Source organism: Paenarthrobacter sp. NPDC092416, from assembly GCF_044755025.1.
Classification (GTDB): domain Bacteria; phylum Actinomycetota; class Actinomycetes; order Actinomycetales; family Micrococcaceae; genus Arthrobacter.
Map to the genome: position 1 here is coordinate 1 of NZ_JBIVQG010000005.1, position 22,714 is coordinate 22,714.

A 22,714-nucleotide genomic window follows, 5' to 3' on the forward strand; every position below is an offset into this window, starting at 1 on the left:
CCGCTGCGACACCCTCTTCGCCATGCTCCGCGATGGCAGCCTCTACCACCCCAAAACACCCCAAACCCCTTGACGAACAACATAGGGACACTCTCTGATGTCGCCGTCGAGCCCCTGAACTGGTGGTGGGGTACCGGATGATCACCCGGATCATCACACCTATCGCAACGTTTCGGTGCCCCACCTCCGCTTTGATGCTGCCTTGGCAGCCAGAGCCCTTGAAGAAAAGAGGAGCAACCCCGTGGACTTGCACCCACAACCGGACTGGGGCCGGCTGTTCGGCCAGCATGTGGAAATCCGCCAAGCCGGACACTTTGTCAGAAGCGGCATCGTGGATGCCGTGATGCCCGACAACTCGATCATTTGGCTTTCAGCCGAGGGGCCATGGCCCCGGGAAATGGTCGAAAAGTCAGGCAGCCGGGAGGTCTTCGCCCGCTATGAGTGGGATGTCCCGAAGCAGAACAGAGCTGACCATCCCCTCAAACACACTTCTAAGGACGACTGAGATGAGATTGGTGATTATTGGCGCCCCAGGCTCCGGGAAGGGCACGCAGGCGGCCCGCATCTCGGAAAAGTTGGGAGTTCCCGCGATATCCACAGGCGATATCTTCAGGGAAAACGTCAGGAACCTGACCCCGTTAGGACAAAAGGCCACGACTTTCATGGATAACGGGGACTTCGTGCCTGACGCCATCACGAACCAGATGGTCCGGGACCGTCTGCGCGAAGAGGATGCTCAACAAGGATTCCTCCTGGACGGTTACCCGCGAACCGTGGCTCAAGTGGACTACCTTGATGGCATCCTTAACTCCGCAGAACTGGGAATCAGCGCTGTCCTTCAGCTTGTTGTCCCCGACAGCGAACTCGTATCCCGTCTGCTGGCCCGTGCAGCCGAATCGGGACGATCCGACGACACGGAACAGGTCATCAAACATCGACTCGAGTTGTACCACCAGCAAACCGAACGGGTGGTCTCGCGCTATTCCGAGCGCGGCATGTTGGTCAAAGCCGACGGCACCGGATCCATCAGCGATGTCCTGGAACGTGCCCTGCAGGCCGTCACAGAGGCGTCCGGGGTATTGTCCCGGCTGGTGTCTCAGTGATCATCAGGACCCATCAGGAATAGGGAATGCTCGTCTGTCGGGCGGCGAAGCTGGTCGTCCAGCGGCTTCCAAGCCATCGCCGCGTCGATGCTCCAGGTTTCGTAAATCGTTGGTGTTGCGCCCGAAGGCTGGTCCGCTCCGGGGTGGAGCGGACCAGCCTGTGGTTGGTTAGTCCTGGCCGAGTCCTGCAGCGGAGGTCTTCTGGCCCTGTACCTCGTTCAAGGCGCGGAGGTCGAAGATCCCGTTGATGTCGGCCTGCTTGGTGGTCCCGGCATCGACGCCGTCCTGCAGCAGTTTCTTGTACGTTCCGGCCAGCGGGTCCGTGGTGAAGGTGATGTTCTGCAAGGCGCGCTCGATCACATTCGCCGAGAGCGGCTTGCCCGCGGTGTCCTTCAGGACAGCGTTGATGGTGCTGGCCTTGTCCGCCGCGGATGCGTTGTTCAACCAGTTCACGGATTCCACATGGCCCTTCAGAAGTGCCTTGACAGTTTCCGGGTGTTCAGCAGCGAACTTCTTGTTGACGATCAGGATGGTGGTGGTGAATTCACCCTTCTCCCACAGATCCTTCTCATCCACCAGGACCTTCGCCCCGGCTTCGAGCACCAAACGCGAGGCCCACGGCTCCGGCAGCCACGCGCCGTCGAGCTTCCCGTCCTGGAAGAGCTTGAGCGACTGGGCGTTCTCGGTCGGGTTGATGGTGACGTCGCCGCTGCCATCGGGATTGGTCTTGTAGCCCTGGCCACCGAGCCACGCGCGCAGCGCCACATCCTGGGTGCCGCCAAGCTGCGGCGAAGCGAGGATCTTGCCCTTAAGATCAGCGGCCGAAGTGATCTCGGGCTTCACCACGAGCTGGGCTCCGCCCGATGCGGCGCCGGCGATGATGCTGATGGACTCGCCGTTGCTCTTGACGAAGGAGTTGATGGCCGGATTCGGACCAATGTACGTGGCGTCAATGGCACCGGCATTGAGCGCCTCGATCGCGGCGGGACCGGCATTGAAGATCTGCGTGCTCAGCTTCGTGTCACCGAGTTCCTTGGCGATGAAACCCTTGCTGGTACCCACCAGCGCCGGACCGTGGGTGACGTTGCTGAAGTACCCGAGCTTGAGCTCAGCAGCCGGCGACGTCGTCGGAGCAGGTGCGGTTTCGTTGTTCCGGGAGACCGCGGAGGCAACTGCAGCGCCGGCACCGATCAACAGCACCAGGCCAACAGCCAAACCGATCTCAAGAGCACGGCGGCGCTTGGGCTTGGAGGGACTCTCACCGGCAACGATGCGAGTGGACGAGTTGTCTTGGGGTGAAGACACGGACGTATTCCTTTGCGAGGAGGCAGGCCTGCAGAAGCTCCAGGCCTTTTGAACGGAGATGTGGTGAGGATGCTGGGAAATAATCCGCCGACACCCAGTGAACGTCGAGTAGGCAAGAGCCTGGGACGTCCTGTGAGGGATCCTCGTGCGGCGGAGGTTGCTCTTCTTCAGAGCCGATGCATGGGTTTGAGATTACGTACCCCACTGCAGCGTGACAACGGGAGCTGACATCACCGGTAACGAGGGGACGCGCGCATTAACGCATCGACGTGCAGCTTCATGCAAAGACAAGAAACTTCATCATTGCGGCGAGCTCGCACACAGGACCTATTCCTCGCGGTCGATCTCCAAGTAGCTGAGCCCACTCAAATCCAGCCAATACTGGGTTGGTGTTTCCACCAATCGCAGCAGCACGCCCTGGCAGTCGCGGCACCGGACCACAACACCGGGCGCGTCTGTGAAAACCATGGCCTCGCCAAAAGCCCTGACTGAGCCGCAATGCCTGCAGCGTCCCAACGCCGCGATGATGTCGATGCGGAACACTTCGGACAGGGCGCCGGCTGCGGCGTTTCCATCCACGTGCGGAATCGGATCATGCGGTGCTGCTGCAATATCCTGATCTTCGGAGTCGGGGACAGCGAAGTCGTCGGCGCTGGTCACCGGATACCTCCCGTCCCGCCAAACCGTTCGGTCTTTATCGACGCCGGCGAATAGCCAGCCATTACAAGCCAGTCCGCAACGGTCTCCACGAAAACTGTTTGGCCGCAAACAAAGACATCCGGGTTCTCCTCTGTTGGGAAGATCTTGCCCAAAAGGCTCTCCGCCGTAAGGCGGCCCGGCGTGGCCGGCCAGCCCTCCGGCGTCGAACGCGTATAGACGTAGTCGACCATCAGCTTGGCTGATTCCTGGTCCAATCGGCGCAGTTCGTCACGGTAGAGCGAAGCATCCGGGGACTTGAGGGAATAGAGCAACCTGAAAGGGGCTGCGTTATCCGAAGCCTGATGGGCGCGGATCATCGCCATCAGCGGCACTACACCTGACCCTCCTCCGATCAGCTGCACCGGGTTCGCACTACCCGGCCGCCAGATGAACCAGCCACCCACTGGTCCCCGGATCTCCAGCCGGTCCCCGACTGTCAGGTCCCGGACGAGATAAGGCGACACTTCGCCGTCGGGCAGTTCGTCAACGGTGATTTCCAGATGCTCATCCGCATTTGCGGATGCCACGGAGTAAGACCGGATGGCTGTATACCCATCGTCTGCGGTGAGGCGGATATCAATATGTTGGCCAGCCAGATGTCCCATCAAACCATCAACCCGCAGCCTTATGGTCCGGGCTGAGGCGTTTTCCCGTACCTCGCCCACCACTTCAGCGACATGCCATACAGAACTCACAGCAAGGGCCTCACGAGTACCGCTCCTCGCGCCAAGGATTGCCGTGCAGGTGATATCCGTTCGATTCCCAGAAACCGGGAACGTCTTCACTGGTCAGTTCCAAACCATGAATCCACTTGGCGCTTTTCCAGAAATATAGATGGGGCACCAGGAGCCGGGCCGGACCGCCGTGAGCACGTTCAAGAGGTTCGCCATTAAACTCCCAGGCCACCCACGCCTTACCGCCCAGAAGGTCCCACAATGGAACATTGGTTGTGTATCCGCCGAAGGAATGGGCGGTGGCGAAGTCGCTGGTGGTCTCGACGTTTTCGAAGAGGGTGTCCAGCGAAACTCCACGCCACGTTGTTCCCAGTTTTGACCAGCTGGTCACGCAGTGAATGTCTTTGGTGATTTCTTCCTGCGGCAACGCCGTGAACTCATTCCAGGACCATGCGAGCCGCTGGCCATTCTCCGAAGTGATGAAGAACTCCCATTCCTCGACGGCAATGAGCGGAGCGGGCCCCGCCGTCAGGACGGGAAAGTCCCGCGTTTCATGCTGGCCCGGAGGCAATGCGGCATTCTCGGACCTTCGTCCACGGAAACCGGAAGAAATGATACCCATGATGCACCTCCACAGTGGAGCTCCACCCGGCAAATGACCGTTGCCCCAACCATAGGGCAACCTCTGGACGTGGTCTAGGGATCGACAAGCCTCAACCAGTCTCTCGGGCAATCGAGGAAGGTGGGCGCCGTCATTCGGTAGGTTTGTGCGGTAAGACCGGTCACGGGTATATCGACTCATTGGAGAAGGCGTGAAAGCGATTGTGTACGAAGAGACGGGTTCGTCATCTGTGCTGAAGCTTCAGGACAAACCAGTGCCTCATCCCGGCGCAGGTGAGGTCCGCGTCCGTGTGGTCGTCTCAGGGGTGAATCCCACTGACTGGAAGTCCAGGGCAGGCGGACGAGTAAGCACCGCGCTGGAAGCACCGAAGGTTCCTAACCAAGACGGCGCCGGCGTGGTGGATGAGATCGGCCCCGGAGTGAAAGAACCCAGCGTCGGAGACCGCGTCTGGCTCTGGGACGTGGCTTGGGGCACCAATGAGGGCACGGCACAGGAACACGTTGTTGTCCCGGCGGCCAAAGCCGTTGCGCTCCCGGGCACTGAATCCTTCGATACAGGCGCATCCATTGGCATCCCAGCCCTGACTGCCCACCGGGCGCTGACCTCGAACGAGGACGGTCCTGCCAGACTCGCCCCCGGGACCTTGGCGGGACGAACGGTACTGGTCACCGGCGGCGCAGGCGCAGTGGGGCACGCTGCCATTCAGCTCGCCATCTGGGCCGGAGCAACTGTCATCACCACTGTCAGCGGAGAACGGAAAGCTGAGCTCGCACGCCTCGCCGGAGCCCATACAGTCATCAACTACCGCACGGACGACGTCGTGACCGCCGTTCGTCGCTCCGCCCCCGACGGTGTCGATACCATCGTCGACGTTAATGCTCCAGCCAACATCGAATCCGACGTGCGGGTTCTCAAGCCAAGCGGAACCATTGCGATATACGCCGCGAATCCCGGAGAATCACTGACCGTTCCCGTCCGTGAAAGCATGACCAAGAACGTCCGGTACCAGTTCATCCTCACCTACACGGTCACCGAGGAACATAAACAGCACGCCGTAGCTGCCGTCTCCGAGGCGCTGAAGGACGGCGCGTTGCGCGTCGGCAAAGAACATGGCCTTCCGCTGACCCGCTTCCCGCTCGAAGCGACTGCTGCGGCGCATGACGCCGTGGAGCAGGGCACCGTAGGGAAGGTCCTCATCGACGTCGCACCACCTTCCTAAGCTCCTGCATGGCCTCAAGGCTCGACATCATCTAGCTATGGCGAGAAGGACCATGGCTGTTGCCCAGTGCCAGCAACGCGGCCGCCGCATCACGGGGTTTCTGCAGACTCAATCCTGTGTATTTCTCAAAAGACGCGAGCCGGTTCACGATGGTGTTGCGGTGGCAGCCCAACGACGCTGACGTTTCCACCAGGCTCCCCGTGTCCAGGAAAGTGGACACGGTTTCGAGGAGCCGCTCACGTTCTCCATCAGAGCAACGGCGCAAATATGGAAACACCAGATGGGCGGGATCGCAACCTACTTGGGCCAGCCGGTACCGGGCGATGGATTCCCATCGGTCCTCCAACCGGAAGATGCCGGCAATGCCCATGGGCAGGTCCGTCATGATTTCGCGGGCAGCAACCACCGCCATGCGTACACCGGCGAAGCCGAAGGAAACCGGTGCCACACCTGCCGCCATGCCCTCGAAGACCGACTTCTCCTCGAAGGTCAGCTCCGCTCGAGTGGACTGCCGCCGTTGCATGATGACCACCGTGTGGTGACCTTGGTCCGACGTGAAATTCGGTTCATTCCGGCGGGACTTCAGGCTAAGACTGCGCTGAACGGCCAGGCTATCGTCCCGGCTGATCGCGGCCACAAGGAAATCGGCGTCGGGATTGACCCTCAGGGCGCCGGCGATTCTCTTCATGTCCGACGGCGATGGCTCGGCAGCCGCTAAAAGTTTGGTGAGATATTGATGCTGCAGGTCAGCGTCCGCCCGTTCGATGTCCTCGAACTCGGCGAGGTATCCCTCCTGGACGCGGACCGCGAAGGTATCAACGATGCGCCACACCAGTTCGGTCCGAGCCACCAACAGCCCCGGGTTGACCCCCAAGGACGGTGCGGACAAGGCATCCCACAAAACGGAGAAGTCCATGCGGATCGCACGGATCAGGCTGTCCAGGGGGACGCGCTGGCGGGCCCGTTTGGCACCAAGTTCAGCAGCCAACGATTCCAAGGCACCAATATCGGCGCCGCTCCGGGCCAAGGAATGGAGCATGGCGCTGAAGGACTTCTCGCTGCTGCTCCTCAAATCCTCCATGGTCAGGCCGGACTCTGAATAGGAAGGATCAACGAGGATAAGACTCAGGAACTTCTCCGCAAGCTCGGGCACTTGGTGGTCCAGGGTCTCTATGATCCGCTGCCATTGTGCGTCGTCGACCACTTTCCGCCCTCCCTGAAATTGCCTATCTCAAGCATGGCTTTCAGCTATGACAAAAGCACTGTACATTCGTACATTTTTTGACTGCGAATCCCCTCTTTGGCGTCATTGGCGGACCCTCACTCTCTTGGAAAGATCGATACCTGTCGCCCAGTGGCGGCAATCACATTCCAGGAGTTTCCATGAGCACAGCAGACCCAGTCCAGGAACGGACCACCACTGTCCGCGCGGACGAGCAAACGGGATACAAGAAGGGCCTCTCAAATAGACAGGTCCAAATGATCGGGATCGGCGGGGCGATCGGCACCGGGCTCTTCCTCGGCGCCGGCGGACGACTCGCGTCGGCCGGCCCCATCCTGCCCATCATCTACGCCATCTGCGGCGTCTTCGCCTTCTTCGTCCTCCGGGCCTTGGGCGAACTGGTCCTCCACCGACCGTCGTCGGGTTCCTTTGTGTCCTACGCCCGGGAGTTCTACGGCGAAAAAGCCGCCTACGTTTCGGGCTGGGTCTACGCCATTTCCTGGGCCCTCACGGCAATCGTGGACATCACTGCCATCGCCGTCTACTTCCACTATTGGACTGCCTTCAGCAGCGTCCCCCAATGGGTGCTGGCACTGGCGGCGCTGGCGGTCGTCACGGCCGTGAACTTGATCTCTGTCAAACTCTTCGGCGAACTTGAATTCTGGTTCTCCGTCATCAAAGTGGGCGCGCTGGTCGCCTTCCTCCTGGTGGGCGGCATCTTCTTCGCGGGCAACTTTCCCGTGGCTGGCCACACTCCCGGTTTCTCCCTGATCACAGACAACGGCGGTCTCCTACCCAACGGATTGCTGCCCGCCGTCGTGATTGTCCAGGGAATCGTGTTCGCCTATGCTGGCATCGACCTGATCGGTGTCGCAGCAGGTGAGACGAAGAACCCGGCGAAAGTCATGCCCAAGGCCGTCAACGCCGTCATTTTCCGCATCGCCATCTTCTACGTTGGATCCTCAGCCCTGCTGGCCCTCCTGCTGCCTTTCAACGCCTACAAGGCCGGCGAATCCCCCTTCGTCACGTTCTTTACGGCCATCGGAGTCCCCGGCGCGGGCGATGTCATGAACTTCGTTGTGCTGACAGCGGCCCTGTCCAGCCTCAACGCGGGCCTGTACTCCACGGGCAGGATCTACCGGTCGATGGCCCAGTCCGGGGCCGCACCGAAGTTCATGGAACGGATGAGCCGAGGAGGAGTGCCCTATGGCGGAATCCTTTTCACCGCCGCCTTCACTTTGCTGGGCGTGGCCCTCAACGCCGTGGTTCCGGCAATGGCCTTCGAAATCGCCCTCAACGCAACCGCCTTGGCCATCCTCTGCACCTGGGCAACCATCATCCTTTGCCAGCTCAAACTCTTCCGCTTGGCGCAACGCGGCGTACTCCAGCGCCCATCCTTCCGCATGCTCGGCGCCCCGTGGACGTCCTACCTGACCTTGGGTTTCCTGGGTGGGGTCCTGGTGCTCATGCTCTTTGATTTCCCCGTAGGCACCTACACCGTAGCCGCCCTCGGCGTCATCATCCCGGCACTGATCGCTGGGTGGTTCGCCGTCCGGAAGCGCGTCAATGACATCGCGCTCACCAACCCCGGCAGCCATGCGCTGCCACGCATCGCCGCACCAGCAGCAGACACTGCAACGGCAGCCCGCCCCGCACCCGAGACCAGCAAGGAAGGCACCACGCCATGAGCCTCACCGCCACCACCGCCACCACCATCACCGCAGATTCAGAAGCGTTCCTCCGCGACTTCCGAAGCCTGTCAGTCATCGGCGAGACACCCGGTCATGGAGTGGACCGCCAAGCCGCAACGGCAGCAGATGCCCAGGCACGAACGTGGTTCACGTCCTTGGCCGCCCAGTACGGATTCAGGACCGAAACCGACCAAGTGGGCAACGTCTTCGCGCTCATCGAATGGACCCCTGGCGCCCCCTACGTGTTGGTCGGCTCGCACCTTGACAGCCAACCAACCGCTGGAAAATACGACGGCGCGTACGGTGTCGCAGCTGCCCTGCATGCCGGGCGGAGACTGGCTTCCACCAACAGGGAGGAAGCGCCGAAGTACAACCTGGCGATCGTGGACTGGTTCAACGAAGAGGGCTGCCGCTTCGCCCCGTCCATGATGGGCAGCTCCGTCTACACCGGGAAACTTCCAGCCTTCCAAGCACTGGCCGTGCAGGATAAGCAAGGTATCACCGTGGCCGAAGCCCTCGACGAAATCGGACACCTGGGCACTGGGACCGGGCCGGAGGCAGCCGCCTACGCCGAGATCCACATTGAGCAGGGCCGCTCCCTGGAAGACTCCGGGACCACCATCGGATTGGTCCACTCCTGCTGGGCGGCCGCCAAGTACACGGCCACCGTCCACGGAGAGCAGGCCCATACCGGGTCCACCGTTATCGCCGACCGCAAGGATGCCTTACTCGGCGCTTCCATGGTGGTTGTCCTGCTCAGGGAAATCGCCGATTCCTTCCCGGATGCAGTGCTGCACACATCCGTCGGACAGCTCGATGTCTACCCCAACTCCCCGGTGGTGGTTCCCAGCAAGGTTGAGTTGGTGATGGATCTGCGCAGCGCAGATGAGGAAGTACTCGCAGCCGCAACGGCGATGCTCCACCAAGGGATCTCTCGCGTTGAGCGGCAGGCCAACGTCTCCATTGATGTCCAGCAGTCGCACGCCTGGGGTGTGCTCCCCTACCAGCCGGCCGGCGTCGAGCTCGCCCGCGCATGCGCTGAGAAGCTGCAGCTCAGCAGCGCCCCCGTTTTCACTCTTGCAGGCCATGACTCCATCAATATGAAGGACATCGTCCCCACTGTCATGCTCTTTGTCCCTAGCGCCGACGGGATCTCACACAACGAACGCGAATACACCAACGACGCCGACGCCTGCGCAGGAGTCGACCTTCTCACCGAAGTAGTGGCAAGGCTTTGCCGTGGAGAACTGGACGGTGCGGAGTGACGACTTCAGCGACAACGCTGCGCGTCGCTGTCCTCCAGGCCACCGGCTTGGTCAACTCGGCAGCGGAGAACCTTCGGCGTCTGGCCACCCGCGCCCTCGAAGCACGCCAGCGTGGGGCCAGCCTCTTGGTCACGCCCGAACTGTTCACCAGCGGCTACGCTCCTACTTTGATCCACGGCACAGATGGGGCAGCGCACCGGGCGCAACTGGCCGCGATCGCCGTCGAACATGGCATTGGACTCGTCGCATCCACCGTGGAACATGACAACGACAAGCACTACATCTCAGCGTCACTCTTCGACACAGACGGGACTGAAGTGGCCCGTTACCGCAAGCAGAACCTCTTCGGCCTCGACGAGAACTCCGTCTTTACCCCCGGAACCCAGCCTCCCGCCGTCGTGACCTTCAACGGCGTGAAGATCGCCTTGGGAATATGTTTCGACGTCGAGTTCCCCGAGTTCGTGAGGTCCGCCGCCCTGGCAGGGGCCGAGTTGTTGTGCGTTCCGACGGCGGTCCCGTTGCGGGCGGCAGGCCCTGCAGGTAAACAGCCGTTCGATACCCGGCTGGTCCCGTCGATGGTGATCCCCACCCGGGCACTCGAAAGCCAACTGTTCATCGCCTATGCCAACCACGCGGGCCCGAACTTCGCAGGCCTGAGCACCATCGCCGATCCCTACGGCCGCCACCTCTCAGCAGCGGCCGATGACGGCGAGCTCATCGTGGCCGACATTGACCTCAGGACCCTGACCCAAGCCAGGAAAGACACCGACTACCTGGCCCGTTGCACCCACCGATCCACAGTCTTCAACACCCCTTAAGGACACCAGTGACCATCGCAGCCACCAGCACTCCGACTGCACCCCCGTCCGCCGCCACCGCTGCGGCGCACACCATCACCATGCTCAGCCCGGATTTCCCGTTCCCCTATGACGAATACCTTGCCCACCCGGCAGGCCTCGGCTCCGTGCCGCCAGAAATCCATGGCACGGAGATCGCCGTCATCGGTGCCGGACTGTCAGGGCTGGTAGCCGCCTACGAGCTCATGAAGATGGGCCTCAAACCGGTGATCTACGAATCCTCCCGGATCGGCGGCCGCCTGCGGGCCGGACGCCCGGAGGGACAGGCCGGTCCCGTAGCCGACCTGGGCGGCATGCGATTCCCCCGCTCGGGGCAGTCCTTCTTCCACTACGCCGACAAACTCGGAATCCAGACCCAGCCCTTCCCCAACCCGCTGACCCCGGCAGCGGGCAGCACCGTGATCGAACTCGGCGGCACAGCCCACTACGCCGAAACCGCAGCTGACCTGCCGCAGTTCTTCGGCGATGTCGCCGCGGCATGGGACGACTGCCTGGAAGAACGCGCGCACTTCGCTGCCATGCAGGAAGCCATCCGCGCCCGGGATCTGCCCACCATCAAACGGCTCTGGAATGACCTGGTGCCGCGCTTCGACGACGTGTCCTTCTCCGGCTATCTCGCAACGTCAAAGGCGTTTTCGGCGCTGCCCTTCGAATACCGGGAAGCCTTCGGCCAAGTAGGCTTCGGAACCGGCGGCTGGGACACCAACTTCCCTGATTCCTTCCTCGAAATCCTGCGCGTGGTGTACGTGGACGCCGACGCCGACCAGCACCGGATTGTTGGCGGTGCGCAGCTCGTCCCCGAGCGTCTCTGGCAGCACTCCCCGGATACCATGGCGCACTGGCCCGCCGGAACGAGCCTCGCCTCGCTCCATGGCGGCCATCCCCGCCCGGGCGTCGCAGCGGTGCGGCGGTTGACGAACGACGACGCCACCCCCGGGGACATTTCAGTCACCGATCGCTGGGGCAAAACCAGCGCATATCCGGCTGTCATCGCAACCTGCCAAAGCTGGCTGCTCTCGGCGAGGATCGACGTCGACGAATCCCTGTTCAGCCACAAGTTGTGGACAGCGATTGAACGCAGCCACTACATGCAGTCGTCCAAGACCTTCGTGGTGGTGGATCGTCCCTTCTGGAAAGACATCGACCCCGAAACGGGGCGCCAGATCATGAGCACCACCCTCACCGATCGGCTCACGCGCGGAACGTACCTGCTGGACAACGGCCCGGACCAACCCGCCATGATCTGTCTGTCCTACACATGGAATGATGACGCCCTCAAATGGCTGCCACTCGACGCCGACGAGCGCGTCCGGCTCATGCTCCACTCCCTCAAGCAGATCTACCCCACGGTGGATATCGCCTCACACATCGTGGGTGATCCCATCACGGTTTCGTGGGAGGACGACCCCAACTTCATGGGCGCCTTCAGCGACAACCTTCCCGGCCACTACCGCTACCAGGAACGGCTATACACGCACTTCATGCAAGCAGACCACCAACCCGGTCACCGGGGCATCTTCCTCGCCGGCGACGACGTTTCCTGGACCGGCGGCTGGGCCGACGGCGCCGTCACCACGGGGCTCAACGCCGTCTGGGGAGTCATGAACCAGCTCGGCGGCTCCAGCCCGGTGGACAACCCGGGCCCAGGCGACCGATTCGAAGAACTCAAACCCATCCGCCTCCCCTAGTCGCTGCTGGCGTGGGCCGGGGCTACAGCCGCGGCCCACGGCAACAGCATCTCGCTCCTGCACCTTGAGCAAGGGGGCTTCGACATGATTCGCCTGTGTCAGGCGACCGCTTTCTCAACGAGTGCGCGAATCTTGGCCTCCGTCGCAGCATCCAGCGAGGTGATGGTCCACGCGACAGGGTGCATGTGTGCGCCTTCCTCACGTGCGGGGTTCACCACTTCGCCAAAGCCAAACGCGATGAAGTCCTTATCCGGTTTGATGTAGCAGACGTCCTTGCCATCCTTCACATAGAAGGGAAGTCCCCAGCGCACGATCGGCTCCAAGGAGGGTGCGCTCTCCCGGATAATGGTGTGCAGGCGTTCTCCGATGGCCCGGTACTCTGCGGGCGCCTCACGGAGTTTGGCGAGAACGGCCTCGTCACCCTTCTTCGTGAACATCGTGTTCAAGCCTCCTTAAATTTGTCCCAAGGCAGTTGTTGTGACCGGACTCGTACGCCCTGGACCACCGAGGTGGTCCGCGACGGCGACGGTGCAAGCCTACGTCGCAGGGGCTGAGGTCGTCGAGGAGCCGCGGCGGACGCCTGGGCACATAGTTCCGTGTGAGGGTGTTGCCCGCTCTGGAACTGACCCATAGGCTCGATTGCGTGAGTGGCAGGGACGGCAATCCGAGGAGCGGGACCGACCAGCAACCCGTGGAGGAAACAGGCATGGCAACAGGCAAAGTCAAATGGTTCAACGCTGAGAAAGGTTTCGGATTCATCGCCCCGGACGACGGAGGTCCGGACGTGTTTGCGCATTATTCAGCAATAGCATCGAGCGGATACCGCTCGCTGGAAGAGGACCAGAAAGTCCAATTCGAGATCACCCAGGGCCCGAAGGGTCCTCAGGCGGAGAATATCCAACCCCTCTAGGGGTCCACGCTACTGAAGAACGGTCGGGCCATTGGCCTGGCCGTTCTTCAGCATGAGATAGGTCTCTGCAGAAAACCTAGGCAAATCTTTATCAAATCTGTCCTTTTGCCTGACCCATTCTTGAGCCCGGCCCGACACAGTGGCGTATAGCAAAGCCAACACACTGGGCACAGCGAAGGACAGGACCATGAACACGAGGACTGTACTCACAAGTCAACATACCGACAGCCACTGGACCGCGGACGACATCAAGGAAAAGCTCGCGCGGGAGCTGGAATCTGATCCGGCCTTAGCCGAATTCCTTGCCGCAGCCCCCAACATGGCGCGCGCTCTCAGAGCCGTCCTGAACCTGGACCTTGGCGAACTCAACGAGCGACTGGTCCGAGCTGAGATTGGCGCCATCTTGCATTAATGGATGCACCGGACGGAAGCGCATCCAAGAAACACCTGGCAAGGCACTCAGATGACGTCTTCAGGCTGCCGCCGGTTAGCAAAGCCACGCCGACTGGCCCGAGATCGCCATCGAGGCCCTGAGCTGCTAACGCACCAGCAGGGTCTCCTCCTCCAAGTGGCCAAGCTTGTCCGGGTTCCGCATGGCGAAGATCCGTGCGATCCTGCCGTCCTCCACCACAAAGCTGATGAGTGACGGACCTCCTGCTTCGTCGTCGATCCGGATGCCCAGGCCGCCGTTGAGCCAGAGCAGCGCGAATTTCGGGTTGAGCGCGGCCTGTGGGAAGTTCCGCAACAGATTCGTCACCTTCTTTGCTCCGTACACCGGCACCCGGACCGCCTGGGCGACTCCGCCGCCGTCGGCGATCAATACGACGTCGGGGGCCAACACGTCCATCAACCCCTGCACATCCCCGGTGGTGACCGCCGCCAGGAACCGTTCGACGACTTCCTGCTGCTCGCTGCGGTCCACGCGCACGCGGGGGCGCCGGGCGGCCACGTGAGACCGCGCACGGCTGACGATCTGGCGCACTGCTGCCCCTGTCTTACCCACTGCCTCGGCAATCTCCCCGTAAGGCACGTCGAAAACTTCCCGCAATACGAAGACCGCCCGCTCCACAGGGGTGAGTGATTCAAGGACCGTGAGCATAGCAATCGAGACGCTTTCGGCCAGTTCCACGTCCTCGGCGACGTCCGGCACGGTGAGTAGCGGCTCGGGGAGCCATTCCCCGACGTAATCCTCCCGCCGTCGTGACTGCGTGCGGAGGCGGTTGAGCGCCTGGCGGGTGACGGTGCGAACGAGGTAGGCCCGCGGGTCGCGGACGCCTGCGCGGGCGTCCGGACCGAGTTCAGCCCACCGGAGCCAAGCCTCCTGCACTACGTCCTCGGCATCCGCGGCGGAGCCGAGCATCTCGTAGGCGACAGTGAAGAGCAGGCCACGGTGGGCGACGAACGGGTCATGCCTGTCAGAGACACTGAGGCTGCTCATGCCGCTCAGGCTACCCCTCCGCCGCTGCGCGCAGCGAGCGGCTTCAACTCACAGGACTCCGCAAATCCCTCGGATTCGATGCCGACGGCCACGTTGCTGCGAGTCGTGAGGTTGGCGAAGCCGATAACGCTGGTCAGTTCGATCAACGCCGGCGCGCCCAATTGCTCGAGCAGCCGGGCCGACAGCCCGTCAGTCACCGAGACGGGCGTGGAGCTCATGGCCTCGGCATACTCCAGGACGTCCCGCTCCAGCGGCGTGAAGGCCTCGGACTCACGCCAGCAAGGGATCTGCCGGGCCTTCTCCAGGTCCAGGCCGTGGTTGTGCGCCATGAAGTAGTTGTAGTCCAGGCACCAGCTGCAGCCCACGAACGAGGCCACGGCCATGTGAGCGTAGGACTTCAGCGACTCATCGCAGCTGTCCCACCTCTGCAACTTCTGTCCGAAGCCCATGGATGCCTTGAGGACGGGCTGGTTGTGCCACATGACGCCCAGCGATTCCGGGACTTTCCCGAACATTTTCGCGCTGAACTTCTTGATGATCGCGCCGTAGAAACCGGTAATTTCTGCGGCCGGGATCCTGCTGGTCATGACTCCTCCTGCGGGTCGGTTCTAGGTCCTACGACATGAAGACACCGCCCACGCCCGATCTGTGACACATCGGCTGCAGCAGCTGATGCGAAATATGACGCACCCTGGACCGCTGTACCAGCCCCCTGCCCGTGTCGCGGCCACCGCGCGACGTCGTCGGACTCCGCCTGAGCCGCTCCCTGCTGAGGCGCTGCGCCCGCGGCCTGCGTGCCCCGCCCGGCGGCGGGTCCACCACCCAACCCCTGGACCCACTCCCCCACACCATCGCTGGCCCAGTTGCCATCGCGGACGTGACAGCACTCAAGGACCACTCTCCGAATGCGCTTTTCCTGCCCAAAAACTGCGCCAAGGCTATGGAAAACCATAGCTGCTCTTGATCCACGGACGTCATGGTTAATCCAGAGGGAGCCCGGGAATGTGAGCCACTGACGCGGCAGGCAATGGGCAAGAATCCGGGAGCAGGAGGAGCCATGAATCAGGCAGCACCTTTGAAAGAGGCATCCGCCATGGCGTTCGGTCCGCGGGGCGCGCTGAAATGAAACGGATAGCAGCGCACCAACCCGTCTGCCGACCCTCCTGCGGAGCCAGTGACGTTCGCGTATCCAGCGGAATCAGCTGCCCGGCCACAGTGTGGTGTACCGCGTCGACACCGAAAACATGGACCTGCGGCGACCGCATTCACGACGACGGATCCGAAATCTGGCCTGATTGCCACGACTGAACCTTGCCGAGCCACCACCAGGCCCCTGAACTGCGAAAACATGGTGCCCGACGTGGGACTCGAACGGGATTCCCGGCCTTGCAAATACTGGGAAGTGGCGGAAACATGCGGAATCAGGGCCGCTCCAGCACCGTGTACGGCCCAGTCCGAGGCCCAGTGCACACTCTGCGCACCCCCAATTCAGCCTTCCGAGCAACAGCCGCGCTCTCCCATTGAGGGAACGCGGTTCTTGTTTGCAATGGGACAACGGCCGGGTTCGCCCCGTCCACGTTGCGGTCGACGGTCGACGCCGCCCCGAGGAACGGTGCGTGCCGCAGCCAACCGAAGCGCAGGACCACTCCCGGAGAAGAACCTCATAATCGCAACGCCTCCAATACGCATCTCATGAGCCTTTGGGCGCACACCCGCATGACCAGCCCAAAGCAGCAATAGTGACGCAGTTAGGGTGACCTCGAACCAGTGACAGTGGGGAGTGTCTTGACCGGAACCCATGTGCGCCATGGAGCGGCCTGCTCATAGACGTTCGCGATGGCAAGAACAGTCGCATCTGAGTGCTTGAGCCCCATGATGTGCATTCCGATGGGCTGCCCGCTGGCGAACCCGCAAGGCACACTGACGCCGGGCATGCCGGTCAGGTTTGCAACAGAAAGCATGCGAAGGGCGGCTGCCAGTGAGCCCCCGCCTGTGGAGCCGGTGAGTTCGGTAGACATTGATGCCACAAAAGGCGCGATCGCCGGGAGCGTGGGCGAGACCAAGCCGGCCACTCCTGCGTTGGCCATGGCGTCCGGTATGAAGCCTTGGAGGTACCTCCGTACCTCCCATGCCAAAAGGATTTCTTCCTCGGAGGCGAGGGCACCCGTTTCGATCATGATCCGAGTGGCAGGCAGGTATCTTTGGGCGGCGCTTCCCAGTCGCTCGCGGTGATGGTGGGCCGCTTCCGACAGTGATATCGCCACACTGGCATGCAGGGCGAGGTCCACCTCGGGAAGCCGAAGCTCCACGATCTCGATCCCAAGATCCGTGAGAACGGCCAGTGCCCCTTCCACGGCTGCCCGGACATCGGCCGCGACCCCCCATTGGGACCACATGCCGCGATCAACGCCAAGCCGCAACGGAGCAGGCAGGTCGCCAATCCGCTGAGAGACTGGCCCTCCGAGCCGGGCGAGCGCCCGTGGGTCCACCATCGCGTCCAGGAGTACCGCGCAGTCTCCCACGCTCCGGGCGATCGGCCCCACATGGTCCATAGTGTGGCTGACGTGCAGGACTCCTGTGGAAGACACGACGCCGGCACTGGGCTTGAGCCCCACCAGGCCGTTGACCGACGCGGGGTTGCGGACTGAACCGCCGGTATCCGTGCCCAGGGCCCCGGGAACGCTTCCAACGGCGACGGCGACTCCTGAGCCGACGCTGGAGCCGCCAGCATACCGATCGGGATCCCAGGGGTTCCGCGACGGCGGCGTCCCCTGCCCGAAGGCGAACTCATGGGTTTGCAGCTTGCCGAGGATCACGGCGCCGCTGGCCCGCAGTTGGTGTACGACGCCGGCGTCGTCCTTTGCGATGTTCCCCCGCAGGCTCTCGGAGCCGCCTTGGCTCGGCATCCCGCGGACGTCGATCACATCCTTCACCCCCAGCGGAATGCCGTGGAGGCCGCCGCAGAAGTGCCCTCTCGCAGCCTGCTCGTCAGCCCGGCGGGCCGCCTCGCGCCCTCCTGACTCGTCCACGAAAGCCCAGGCGTGCGCGTAGTCCTCGGTGTCATGGAGCCGGTCCAGGACGGAGTCGAACAGTTCGACAGCCGACAATTCCGTTCTTCGGAGGCGACCGGCGGCCTCGGCGATGCCGAGCTCCCAGGGTTCGGTCACGGTGTCACCTCATGTTCCGCCGTACGTGTCAGCTGCTCGAAGGACGCCTTCAGTTCAGCCATTCCGGCCCGGAAGTCACGGTACGCAGCTTCCAGTGCAGGTAAGTCCTCCAGGGCGATGTCCTTCCCCACCAGCTCGCGGATGGCCGCCAGCTGCCCTGTGCTCAGTGCCGAATCACCAGGAAATGCTGCTTCGCTGCCAACTGCGTGGCTCATCGGTGGGCCTCCAGGGTGAGTTGTCCATCGCGGACCACGCAGATGCCGTCCACCAGGACGGTCTGCACATCGCGGAAGTCCTCCATCCGGGCCACGACCACGTCCGCCACGCGGCCCGCCTCGAGCCGTCCGCTTCCGGGGGCGATGCCCGGGATGAGGTCCGCGACGGCAGAGCTTGCCATAGAGACAGCGCCAGCCAGAGAGCGATGACCGTGGGCCACAATGTCCTGGACCGCGGAGATCAGCTCGTCGTGGTCGCCGTCGTGCCCGTAGTCCGTGCCGATGACAGAAATGAGTGCCGGTTCCCGGAGCAGCAGGTCCCAGTGTTCGCGTGTGGTGACGGTGTGCTTGCGGTGCAGGAGATCGAACACCGAAGCCTCGGCGGGCCAGCCCATTTTGCGGCCCAGGATGGCAAGCTCGCGGGCTTCGTCGGGGGTATGGGAGGGGTGGTTGACGTGGGCGGCAATCACGGTGGCCCCGCTGCCGTCGGGCTCCATCATCAGTTCACGCATCACTCCGGCGGTGGCCGAGGCGCTGTGAACGATGGCCGGCACGCCAAACCTCGCCGCCGCCCGGACCCCTTCCCGGATGCCTTCGATGGCCGGGAGGAACGAGGGCATCACGGAGTCGGTGACAAGCGTGACGAGCTGGGTTGCGGTGAACGCCTCCGCGAGGCCAGCCGCTTTGGCCGCCTCGGCCAGTGCGCCCACGTTGAGCGCGCCAACGTCGAGGAAACGGCCCACCACTGCTTCTTTGATGCGCCGCGCCTGGTCGATGGTGATGGGTATCCCGGAAGCCTTGTGAATCGCTGCGGGGATGTAGACGAGATCCTGGCCTCCGCCGCCCAGCGTTTGGCCCCCACCCAGTTCGCCGATGGCGACGGCACCGTCGTCGAGCATGCGTTCAACGGTGAGGTCGCGGGCCTCAGCCGTCAGTCCATGCCCGTCTGCCATTTCCGCCGCGTGGAGGCAGTGCGGCAAGTGTGTGGTGGCGCCTCGAACATGCACCGCGTGCCGGCGGTCGGCTTCGCGTACGTCGTCCATGGATGCGAAGCCACAGAGGCTCAGGACGGTGGTGGTTCCGGCCAGGAGGTGCCTGTCCAGGTTGCCCATCCACCGCTCCGCGGACAGTGCCGTTGCCGCACTGGGGAACAGCGCGCCGGGGGTCACGCCGTGGGTGTGGCTGTTGATGAGGCCGGGCATCACGACACTTCCCGACGCGTCGATAACTTCGCCGGAAAACTCCCGGCCCGCACCCCAGTGGTCGAGGACGTCCGCGATGCGGCCGTCGCGGATGACCACCGCACCGGCCTCGATGACGGTGTTCCCGGAGCCCGTGACAATGGTGCCTCCGCGAATAAGCGTAGACATTCGCTCCCCTCTCGGCTAGTTTCATCATATCGAAGTTTGCTTCACTATAGCCGCAAGAGTGTGGCGTCGGAACCCCCGGAAGGAGAAGCTGATGGCACTGCCACAGACGCAGCGGGATTTCATCGGATATGGCGAAACTCCGCCGAATTTCTGCTGGCCAGGCGACGCCCGCGTGGCCGTTTCCCTCGTCATCAATGTGGAAGAGGGCGCCGAGCGAAGCATTCCCCGCGGCGACACCGCCAACGACCTCGGGGCGCACTGGATTCCGGCGCCCGCTTCAGCAACACGGAACCCCACCCTGGAATCGGCCTTCGAATACGGCGCCCGTGCCGGCGTGTGGCGGGTGCTGCGGATCCTGCAGAAACACGACGTCCGAGCCACCGCCTTCTGCTGCGCCATGGCACTGCGCCTGAATCCGGACATCGCGGCGGCACTCGTGCGCGACCGGCACGAGATCGCTGACCACGGCCACCAATGGGACACGCACACAGAGCTCGACGACGAAGCCGAGGAACGCCTCATCCTCGCGTCCCGCGACGCGATCAGGGCTAGCACAGGCCAGGCTCCCACGAGCTGGTATTCGCGTGACGGACTCAAGCCTGGTACGCGCAGCGTGCTCGCCGGGAGCGGATTCACCTACGAGTCCAACAGCTTCAACGACGACCTCCCGCACTGGGGCGCCGGCCCGGACAATCCACCGCTCCCCGTACTGCCCTACGCAGGAGACACCAACGATTCCGGGCTGTTCCGGCAGTTCCCCACCGCAGCCTCTTTCGGGAACCACCTGATCGCGGCCCTGGAGTTGCAACTCGATGACCCCCGCGGCGGCCCCTCGATGATGAGCGTCGGGCTCCATCCACGGCTGATCGGACGCCCGGCGTACGCTGCCGCCCTCGACCGTTTCCTGGCCCATGCGCGCGGCAAGGCAGTCTGGTTCGCGACGCGCAAAGAGATCGTGAATGCCTGGAAACGGACGACGGCGGACGGGTCACCAGCGTCATAGGGCGCCGTCGCCGTCGGGCTAGTGCGCTGCCAGCAGCGCACCCCACCCGGGGATCGGGCGTGAAACGCCCGCCAGGTGAAGCACATGCCACAAGGTAGCGATGGCGCTGTCCACAACGGGGATGCCGAACTCCTGCTCGAAGGCCTCCACAAGGTAGCCGGAGCGCAGGTTGGTGCCGACGCACACCACCGCCTCAAGGCCATCCACAAAGGCCGGGCGCATCATGGCACCGATGGCGGCAGCGTCCAGACGGGCGATCTCCGGGTTGCTCATGACGGCATTCGGAACCGAAACGGCGCGCACGTCGAAGCCGTAGCCGGAGTACTCGCGCTGGATCCCGGCAGCGATGGATTCGGGGCCCGGAAAGACGAGACCGATCCGGCTCGCAGACAGCGCACTGAGCGCCTCGGCGACGGCCACGGAGGCGGTGGTCGCGGGCGCGCTGCAAACCGCCTTGAGCTCGGCACAGAGAGCCCGGTCGCCGGCAAGCCCCGTCCATGAACCCGAGGTTCCGTGGAACGCGACCGCCTGCAAATCGGCGTCGTTCAGCAAGGCCGGAGCGTCGCCCAGAACGCCCAGGTCCACCGCGTCATCAAGGCTCGGAGGCAGGCGGAAGCGGCTGTAGTGGACCCCTAGGTCCGGCTGCCCCGCAAGGATCGATGCCGTGAGTGTCTCCGCGTTCGAGTTGCTCGAGGGGACAAGGAGTCCCAGCCGCGTCCCCGGCCCGGGAACGCCCACGCTTAGTGCGCCTTGCCGAGGGACGGCGGCGTGGAGATGGCGAGCATCACCGCGGCCGAATTCGTGTGGTTGCTCCACCAGTGCGGCAGGGAGGCGTCGTAGGTCAGGCTGTCGCCGGCTTCCAGCACAAAGTCTTGTCCGCCGATGGTTGCCACCAGCGTGCCGGCCTGGAGGATGACGCATTCCTCGCCCTCGTGGGAGTGCGGAACGTGGGCGCCGTCGAAGTTGGCCGGAATGGTCATGCTGATGACCCCCAGCTTGCGCTCCGAGTCGGGAACGATCAGCTCCATGATGATGCCCTGCGAGGGGATTTCGATCCGGCGACGGTCGGCCTTGCGGACCAGCATGTGGTCCTGACCTTCGTTGGGATCCGTGAACATGCTGGACAACGGTAGTTCCAGGGAGTTTGCCAGGCGCAGGAGGGTGGCAAAGGACGGGTTGCCGATCCCGCGCTCGATCTGGCTGATGAGCCCCGCGCTGACGCCTGCACGTTCGGCGAGCTCCTCCACGGTGAACCGGCCGAGGCGCTGCTGTTTGATCATCGTGCCGAGATGGGCGATCCAAAAGTCGCGTTCCACGGACCCGGTTGCTTCGCTGCTGGCTGTGTCCGTGGCTTCCACAACGACTCCTTCATTAGTCCTTGGTTTTGCGTCAGTATATCGAAGATGATTTCGCGTGGGAGGTATTTTGGAGGCCCTGGATTCGACAGGCGTTCCGCTTCTGCCGACGGCGCTCATGCGGCCCTCAGATCGGCGTAGCCGCTGAGAATGGAGGCGAGTTCCTTCTCCCAATACACCGCACAGCGGTCTGCTCCGCGGTCGAAAACGCTGGCCGCGGCGGCCATCCCCGGCGCGGGAAGTCCGATGCTGCAGCCAGCGCGCGCGAGCACGTCCACAACAAGCTCGATGGCCTCGCGCAAGGCTTCCGGCCCACCATGCCCGTGCCGGAGCAGGTCGGCAGCAAGATCCGTGGGACCCACCCAGCCCCCGCCGAAAGCCTGGCTGCCGACGAATTCCTTGACGCGTTCCACGGCTTCCACCGTCTCAAACAATACCGATATCACGGGAGCCAAGGAGTAGTCCCTGCCGTAGCCCGAGGCCGGCGTCACCTGCCTCGGCCTTGATCCCTCCGGAGCGTAGTGCGTGGCCTCATATGCGCGTTCCAGCTCGTCCACAGTCCGGAGCTGCGGGAGGACGATCTCCGCCACACCGGTGTTGGCGAAAGCCACCAGCGTGTTCGTGGCCAGGTCCGGCACCCGCACCGCCACCTTCACTCCGGAGCCAGCCAGTCGCTGCACCACATCGGCGCACTGCTGGATGGTGATCCCGGTCTGCTCGGCGTCGAGGACCAGGAAGTCCACGGTGGCATGGGCGAGGAGCGCCAGCAGGGTTGGCGTGGGATCGGCAGTGATGATGCCGACGCTGCGCTCAAGCGGTGCGGCTGGTTCCTGGGGCATGGGATGTTCCTCCTGGAGGTGGTGGCGCGGGGTGGCGTCGCGGAAGGGACAGCGGCTGGTGCCGGTGCGGCG

At 63.3% G+C, this 22,714-nt stretch carries 24 protein-coding genes; 10 read left to right on the top strand and 14 right to left on the bottom strand.

The window, feature by feature from the left end; all coding sequences use genetic code 11:
• Nucleotides 1-241: 241 nt before the first annotated feature.
• Both ACIQC5_RS11090 and ACIQC5_RS11095 read left to right on the top strand, forming a co-directional pair.
• Nucleotides 242-505, top strand: a complete 264-nt coding sequence (locus ACIQC5_RS11090; protein WP_400281730.1) for a hypothetical protein — start codon at nt 242-244, stop codon at nt 503-505.
• A 1-nt stretch (nt 506) separates the two neighbouring features.
• Nucleotides 507-1,103: an adenylate kinase gene (locus ACIQC5_RS11095; RefSeq protein WP_400281732.1), complete on the top strand. Its 597-nt coding sequence runs from the start codon at nt 507-509 to the stop codon at nt 1,101-1,103.
• A gap of 168 nt (nt 1,104-1,271) precedes the next feature.
• Here ACIQC5_RS11095 and ACIQC5_RS11100 read toward each other — a convergent pair whose 3' ends face one another.
• The 4 genes from ACIQC5_RS11100 to ACIQC5_RS11115 form a co-directional block, all read right to left on the bottom strand.
• Nucleotides 1,272-2,408: an ABC transporter substrate-binding protein gene (locus ACIQC5_RS11100; RefSeq protein ID WP_400281735.1), complete on the bottom strand. Its 1,137-nt coding sequence runs from the start codon at nt 2,406-2,408 to the stop codon at nt 1,272-1,274.
• 327 nt (nt 2,409-2,735) lie between these two features.
• Complete coding sequence (locus tag ACIQC5_RS11105; protein WP_400281737.1) at nt 2,736-3,068, bottom strand: DUF6510 family protein; 333 nt, start codon at nt 3,066-3,068, stop codon at nt 2,736-2,738.
• A complete protein-coding gene (locus ACIQC5_RS11110; RefSeq protein ID WP_400281740.1) occupies nt 3,065-3,802 on the bottom strand; it encodes a ferredoxin reductase in 738 nt (245 codons plus the stop codon). Before ACIQC5_RS11110 ends, ACIQC5_RS11105 begins: the two co-directional genes overlap by 4 nt.
• Nucleotides 3,803-3,812: 10 nt before the next feature.
• The gene (locus ACIQC5_RS11115; RefSeq protein ID WP_400281743.1) at nt 3,813-4,403 is read right to left on the bottom strand and encodes a sulfite oxidase-like oxidoreductase; all 591 of its coding nucleotides are present in this window, start codon (nt 4,401-4,403) and stop codon (nt 3,813-3,815) included.
• A 190-nt stretch (nt 4,404-4,593) separates the two neighbouring features.
• On the opposite strand from ACIQC5_RS11115, the gene ACIQC5_RS11120 reads away from it, so the two are divergent.
• Nucleotides 4,594-5,622 carry an NADPH:quinone reductase gene (locus tag ACIQC5_RS11120; RefSeq protein ID WP_400281745.1) on the top strand — a complete coding sequence of 343 codons (1,029 nt, stop codon included), beginning with the start codon at nt 4,594-4,596 and terminating at the stop codon, nt 5,620-5,622.
• 31 nt (nt 5,623-5,653) lie between these two features.
• Here the strand turns inward: ACIQC5_RS11120 and ACIQC5_RS11125 are convergent, their stop codons facing one another.
• Complete coding sequence (locus tag ACIQC5_RS11125) at nt 5,654-6,826, bottom strand: helix-turn-helix domain-containing protein (RefSeq protein ID WP_400281748.1); 1,173 nt, start codon at nt 6,824-6,826, stop codon at nt 5,654-5,656.
• A gap of 179 nt (nt 6,827-7,005) precedes the next feature.
• Between ACIQC5_RS11125 and ACIQC5_RS11130 the strand changes: the two genes are divergently transcribed.
• Genes ACIQC5_RS11130 through ACIQC5_RS11145 form a run of 4 tightly spaced genes read left to right on the top strand, consistent with a single transcriptional unit; the run spans nt 7,006 to nt 12,345 of the window.
• Nucleotides 7,006-8,532, top strand: coding sequence for an amino acid permease (locus ACIQC5_RS11130; protein ID WP_400281751.1), 1,527 nt, complete (start codon nt 7,006-7,008; stop codon nt 8,530-8,532).
• Nucleotides 8,529-9,800 carry a M20 family metallo-hydrolase gene (locus tag ACIQC5_RS11135; protein WP_400281753.1) on the top strand — a complete coding sequence of 424 codons (1,272 nt, stop codon included), beginning with the start codon at nt 8,529-8,531 and terminating at the stop codon, nt 9,798-9,800. The genes ACIQC5_RS11130 and ACIQC5_RS11135 overlap by 4 nt, the downstream gene beginning before the upstream one ends.
• Nucleotides 9,797-10,618, top strand: coding sequence for a nitrilase-related carbon-nitrogen hydrolase (locus ACIQC5_RS11140; RefSeq protein ID WP_400281756.1), 822 nt, complete (start codon nt 9,797-9,799; stop codon nt 10,616-10,618). Before ACIQC5_RS11135 ends, ACIQC5_RS11140 begins: the two co-directional genes overlap by 4 nt.
• Before the next feature lie 8 nt (nt 10,619-10,626).
• Complete coding sequence (locus tag ACIQC5_RS11145) at nt 10,627-12,345, top strand: flavin monoamine oxidase family protein (RefSeq protein ID WP_400281758.1); 1,719 nt, start codon at nt 10,627-10,629, stop codon at nt 12,343-12,345.
• Between the two features lie 98 nt (nt 12,346-12,443).
• Here ACIQC5_RS11145 and ACIQC5_RS11150 read toward each other — a convergent pair whose 3' ends face one another.
• Nucleotides 12,444-12,782 (bottom strand): DUF1801 domain-containing protein, encoded by a 339-nt coding sequence (locus ACIQC5_RS11150; protein WP_400281761.1) that lies wholly within the window; start codon nt 12,780-12,782, stop codon nt 12,444-12,446.
• Between the two features lie 269 nt (nt 12,783-13,051).
• On the opposite strand from ACIQC5_RS11150, the gene ACIQC5_RS11155 reads away from it, so the two are divergent.
• Nucleotides 13,052-13,255, top strand: a complete 204-nt coding sequence (locus tag ACIQC5_RS11155) for a cold-shock protein (protein WP_400281764.1) — start codon at nt 13,052-13,054, stop codon at nt 13,253-13,255.
• Between the two features lie 187 nt (nt 13,256-13,442).
• Complete coding sequence (locus ACIQC5_RS11160; protein ID WP_400281766.1) at nt 13,443-13,667, top strand: hypothetical protein; 225 nt, start codon at nt 13,443-13,445, stop codon at nt 13,665-13,667.
• Between the two features lie 126 nt (nt 13,668-13,793).
• Here the strand turns inward: ACIQC5_RS11160 and ACIQC5_RS11165 are convergent, their stop codons facing one another.
• The 5 genes from ACIQC5_RS11165 to ACIQC5_RS11185 all read right to left on the bottom strand — a co-directional run bounded on the left by ACIQC5_RS11165 (nt 13,794) and on the right by ACIQC5_RS11185 (nt 19,445).
• Nucleotides 13,794-14,693 (bottom strand): RNA polymerase sigma-70 factor, encoded by a 900-nt coding sequence (locus ACIQC5_RS11165; RefSeq protein ID WP_400281769.1) that lies wholly within the window; start codon nt 14,691-14,693, stop codon nt 13,794-13,796.
• A gap of 5 nt (nt 14,694-14,698) precedes the next feature.
• Nucleotides 14,699-15,280, bottom strand: coding sequence for a carboxymuconolactone decarboxylase family protein (locus ACIQC5_RS11170; protein ID WP_400281771.1), 582 nt, complete (start codon nt 15,278-15,280; stop codon nt 14,699-14,701).
• A gap of 1,161 nt (nt 15,281-16,441) precedes the next feature.
• The gene (locus ACIQC5_RS11175) at nt 16,442-17,860 is read right to left on the bottom strand and encodes an amidase (protein WP_400281773.1); all 1,419 of its coding nucleotides are present in this window, start codon (nt 17,858-17,860) and stop codon (nt 16,442-16,444) included.
• Nucleotides 17,857-18,075, bottom strand: a complete 219-nt coding sequence (locus tag ACIQC5_RS11180) for a hypothetical protein (RefSeq protein WP_400281776.1) — start codon at nt 18,073-18,075, stop codon at nt 17,857-17,859. The genes ACIQC5_RS11175 and ACIQC5_RS11180 overlap by 4 nt, the downstream gene beginning before the upstream one ends.
• Nucleotides 18,072-19,445: a hypothetical protein gene (locus tag ACIQC5_RS11185; protein WP_400281779.1), complete on the bottom strand. Its 1,374-nt coding sequence runs from the start codon at nt 19,443-19,445 to the stop codon at nt 18,072-18,074. Before ACIQC5_RS11185 ends, ACIQC5_RS11180 begins: the two co-directional genes overlap by 4 nt.
• Before the next feature lie 91 nt (nt 19,446-19,536).
• Between ACIQC5_RS11185 and ACIQC5_RS11190 the strand changes: the two genes are divergently transcribed.
• Nucleotides 19,537-20,448 (top strand): polysaccharide deacetylase family protein, encoded by a 912-nt coding sequence (locus ACIQC5_RS11190; protein ID WP_400281782.1) that lies wholly within the window; start codon nt 19,537-19,539, stop codon nt 20,446-20,448.
• A gap of 18 nt (nt 20,449-20,466) precedes the next feature.
• On the opposite strand, the gene ACIQC5_RS11195 is transcribed toward ACIQC5_RS11190, so the two are convergent.
• The 3 genes from ACIQC5_RS11195 to ACIQC5_RS11205 form a co-directional block, all read right to left on the bottom strand.
• Nucleotides 20,467-21,186, bottom strand: coding sequence for an aspartate/glutamate racemase family protein (locus ACIQC5_RS11195; protein WP_400281784.1), 720 nt, complete (start codon nt 21,184-21,186; stop codon nt 20,467-20,469).
• Nucleotides 21,187-21,188: 2 nt separating this feature from the next.
• Nucleotides 21,189-21,806, bottom strand: coding sequence for a cupin domain-containing protein (locus tag ACIQC5_RS11200; protein WP_400281787.1), 618 nt, complete (start codon nt 21,804-21,806; stop codon nt 21,189-21,191).
• A gap of 113 nt (nt 21,807-21,919) precedes the next feature.
• Nucleotides 21,920-22,642, bottom strand: coding sequence for an aldolase/citrate lyase family protein (locus ACIQC5_RS11205; protein WP_400281790.1), 723 nt, complete (start codon nt 22,640-22,642; stop codon nt 21,920-21,922).
• Nucleotides 22,643-22,714: the final 72 nt, after the last annotated feature.

Coding starts and splice junctions, on each gene's coding strand:
- ACIQC5_RS11185 (WP_400281779.1), bottom strand. CDS start 19,445: ATGTCTACGCTTATTCGCGGAGGCACCATTGTCACGGGCTCCGGGAAC.
- ACIQC5_RS11130 (WP_400281751.1), top strand. CDS start 7,006: ATGAGCACAGCAGACCCAGTCCAGGAACGGACCACCACTGTCCGCGCG.
- ACIQC5_RS11205 (WP_400281790.1), bottom strand. CDS start 22,642: ATGCCCCAGGAACCAGCCGCACCGCTTGAGCGCAGCGTCGGCATCATC.
- ACIQC5_RS11115 (WP_400281743.1), bottom strand. CDS start 4,403: ATGGGTATCATTTCTTCCGGTTTCCGTGGACGAAGGTCCGAGAATGCC.
- ACIQC5_RS11165 (WP_400281769.1), bottom strand. CDS start 14,693: ATGAGCAGCCTCAGTGTCTCTGACAGGCATGACCCGTTCGTCGCCCAC.
- ACIQC5_RS11160 (WP_400281766.1), top strand. CDS start 13,443: ATGAACACGAGGACTGTACTCACAAGTCAACATACCGACAGCCACTGG.
- ACIQC5_RS11190 (WP_400281782.1), top strand. CDS start 19,537: ATGGCACTGCCACAGACGCAGCGGGATTTCATCGGATATGGCGAAACT.
- ACIQC5_RS11180 (WP_400281776.1), bottom strand. CDS start 18,075: ATGAGCCACGCAGTTGGCAGCGAAGCAGCATTTCCTGGTGATTCGGCA.
- ACIQC5_RS11170 (WP_400281771.1), bottom strand. CDS start 15,280: ATGACCAGCAGGATCCCGGCCGCAGAAATTACCGGTTTCTACGGCGCG.
- ACIQC5_RS11095 (WP_400281732.1), top strand. CDS start 507: ATGAGATTGGTGATTATTGGCGCCCCAGGCTCCGGGAAGGGCACGCAG.
- ACIQC5_RS11155 (WP_400281764.1), top strand. CDS start 13,052: ATGGCAACAGGCAAAGTCAAATGGTTCAACGCTGAGAAAGGTTTCGGA.
- ACIQC5_RS11135 (WP_400281753.1), top strand. CDS start 8,529: ATGAGCCTCACCGCCACCACCGCCACCACCATCACCGCAGATTCAGAA.
- ACIQC5_RS11150 (WP_400281761.1), bottom strand. CDS start 12,782: ATGTTCACGAAGAAGGGTGACGAGGCCGTTCTCGCCAAACTCCGTGAG.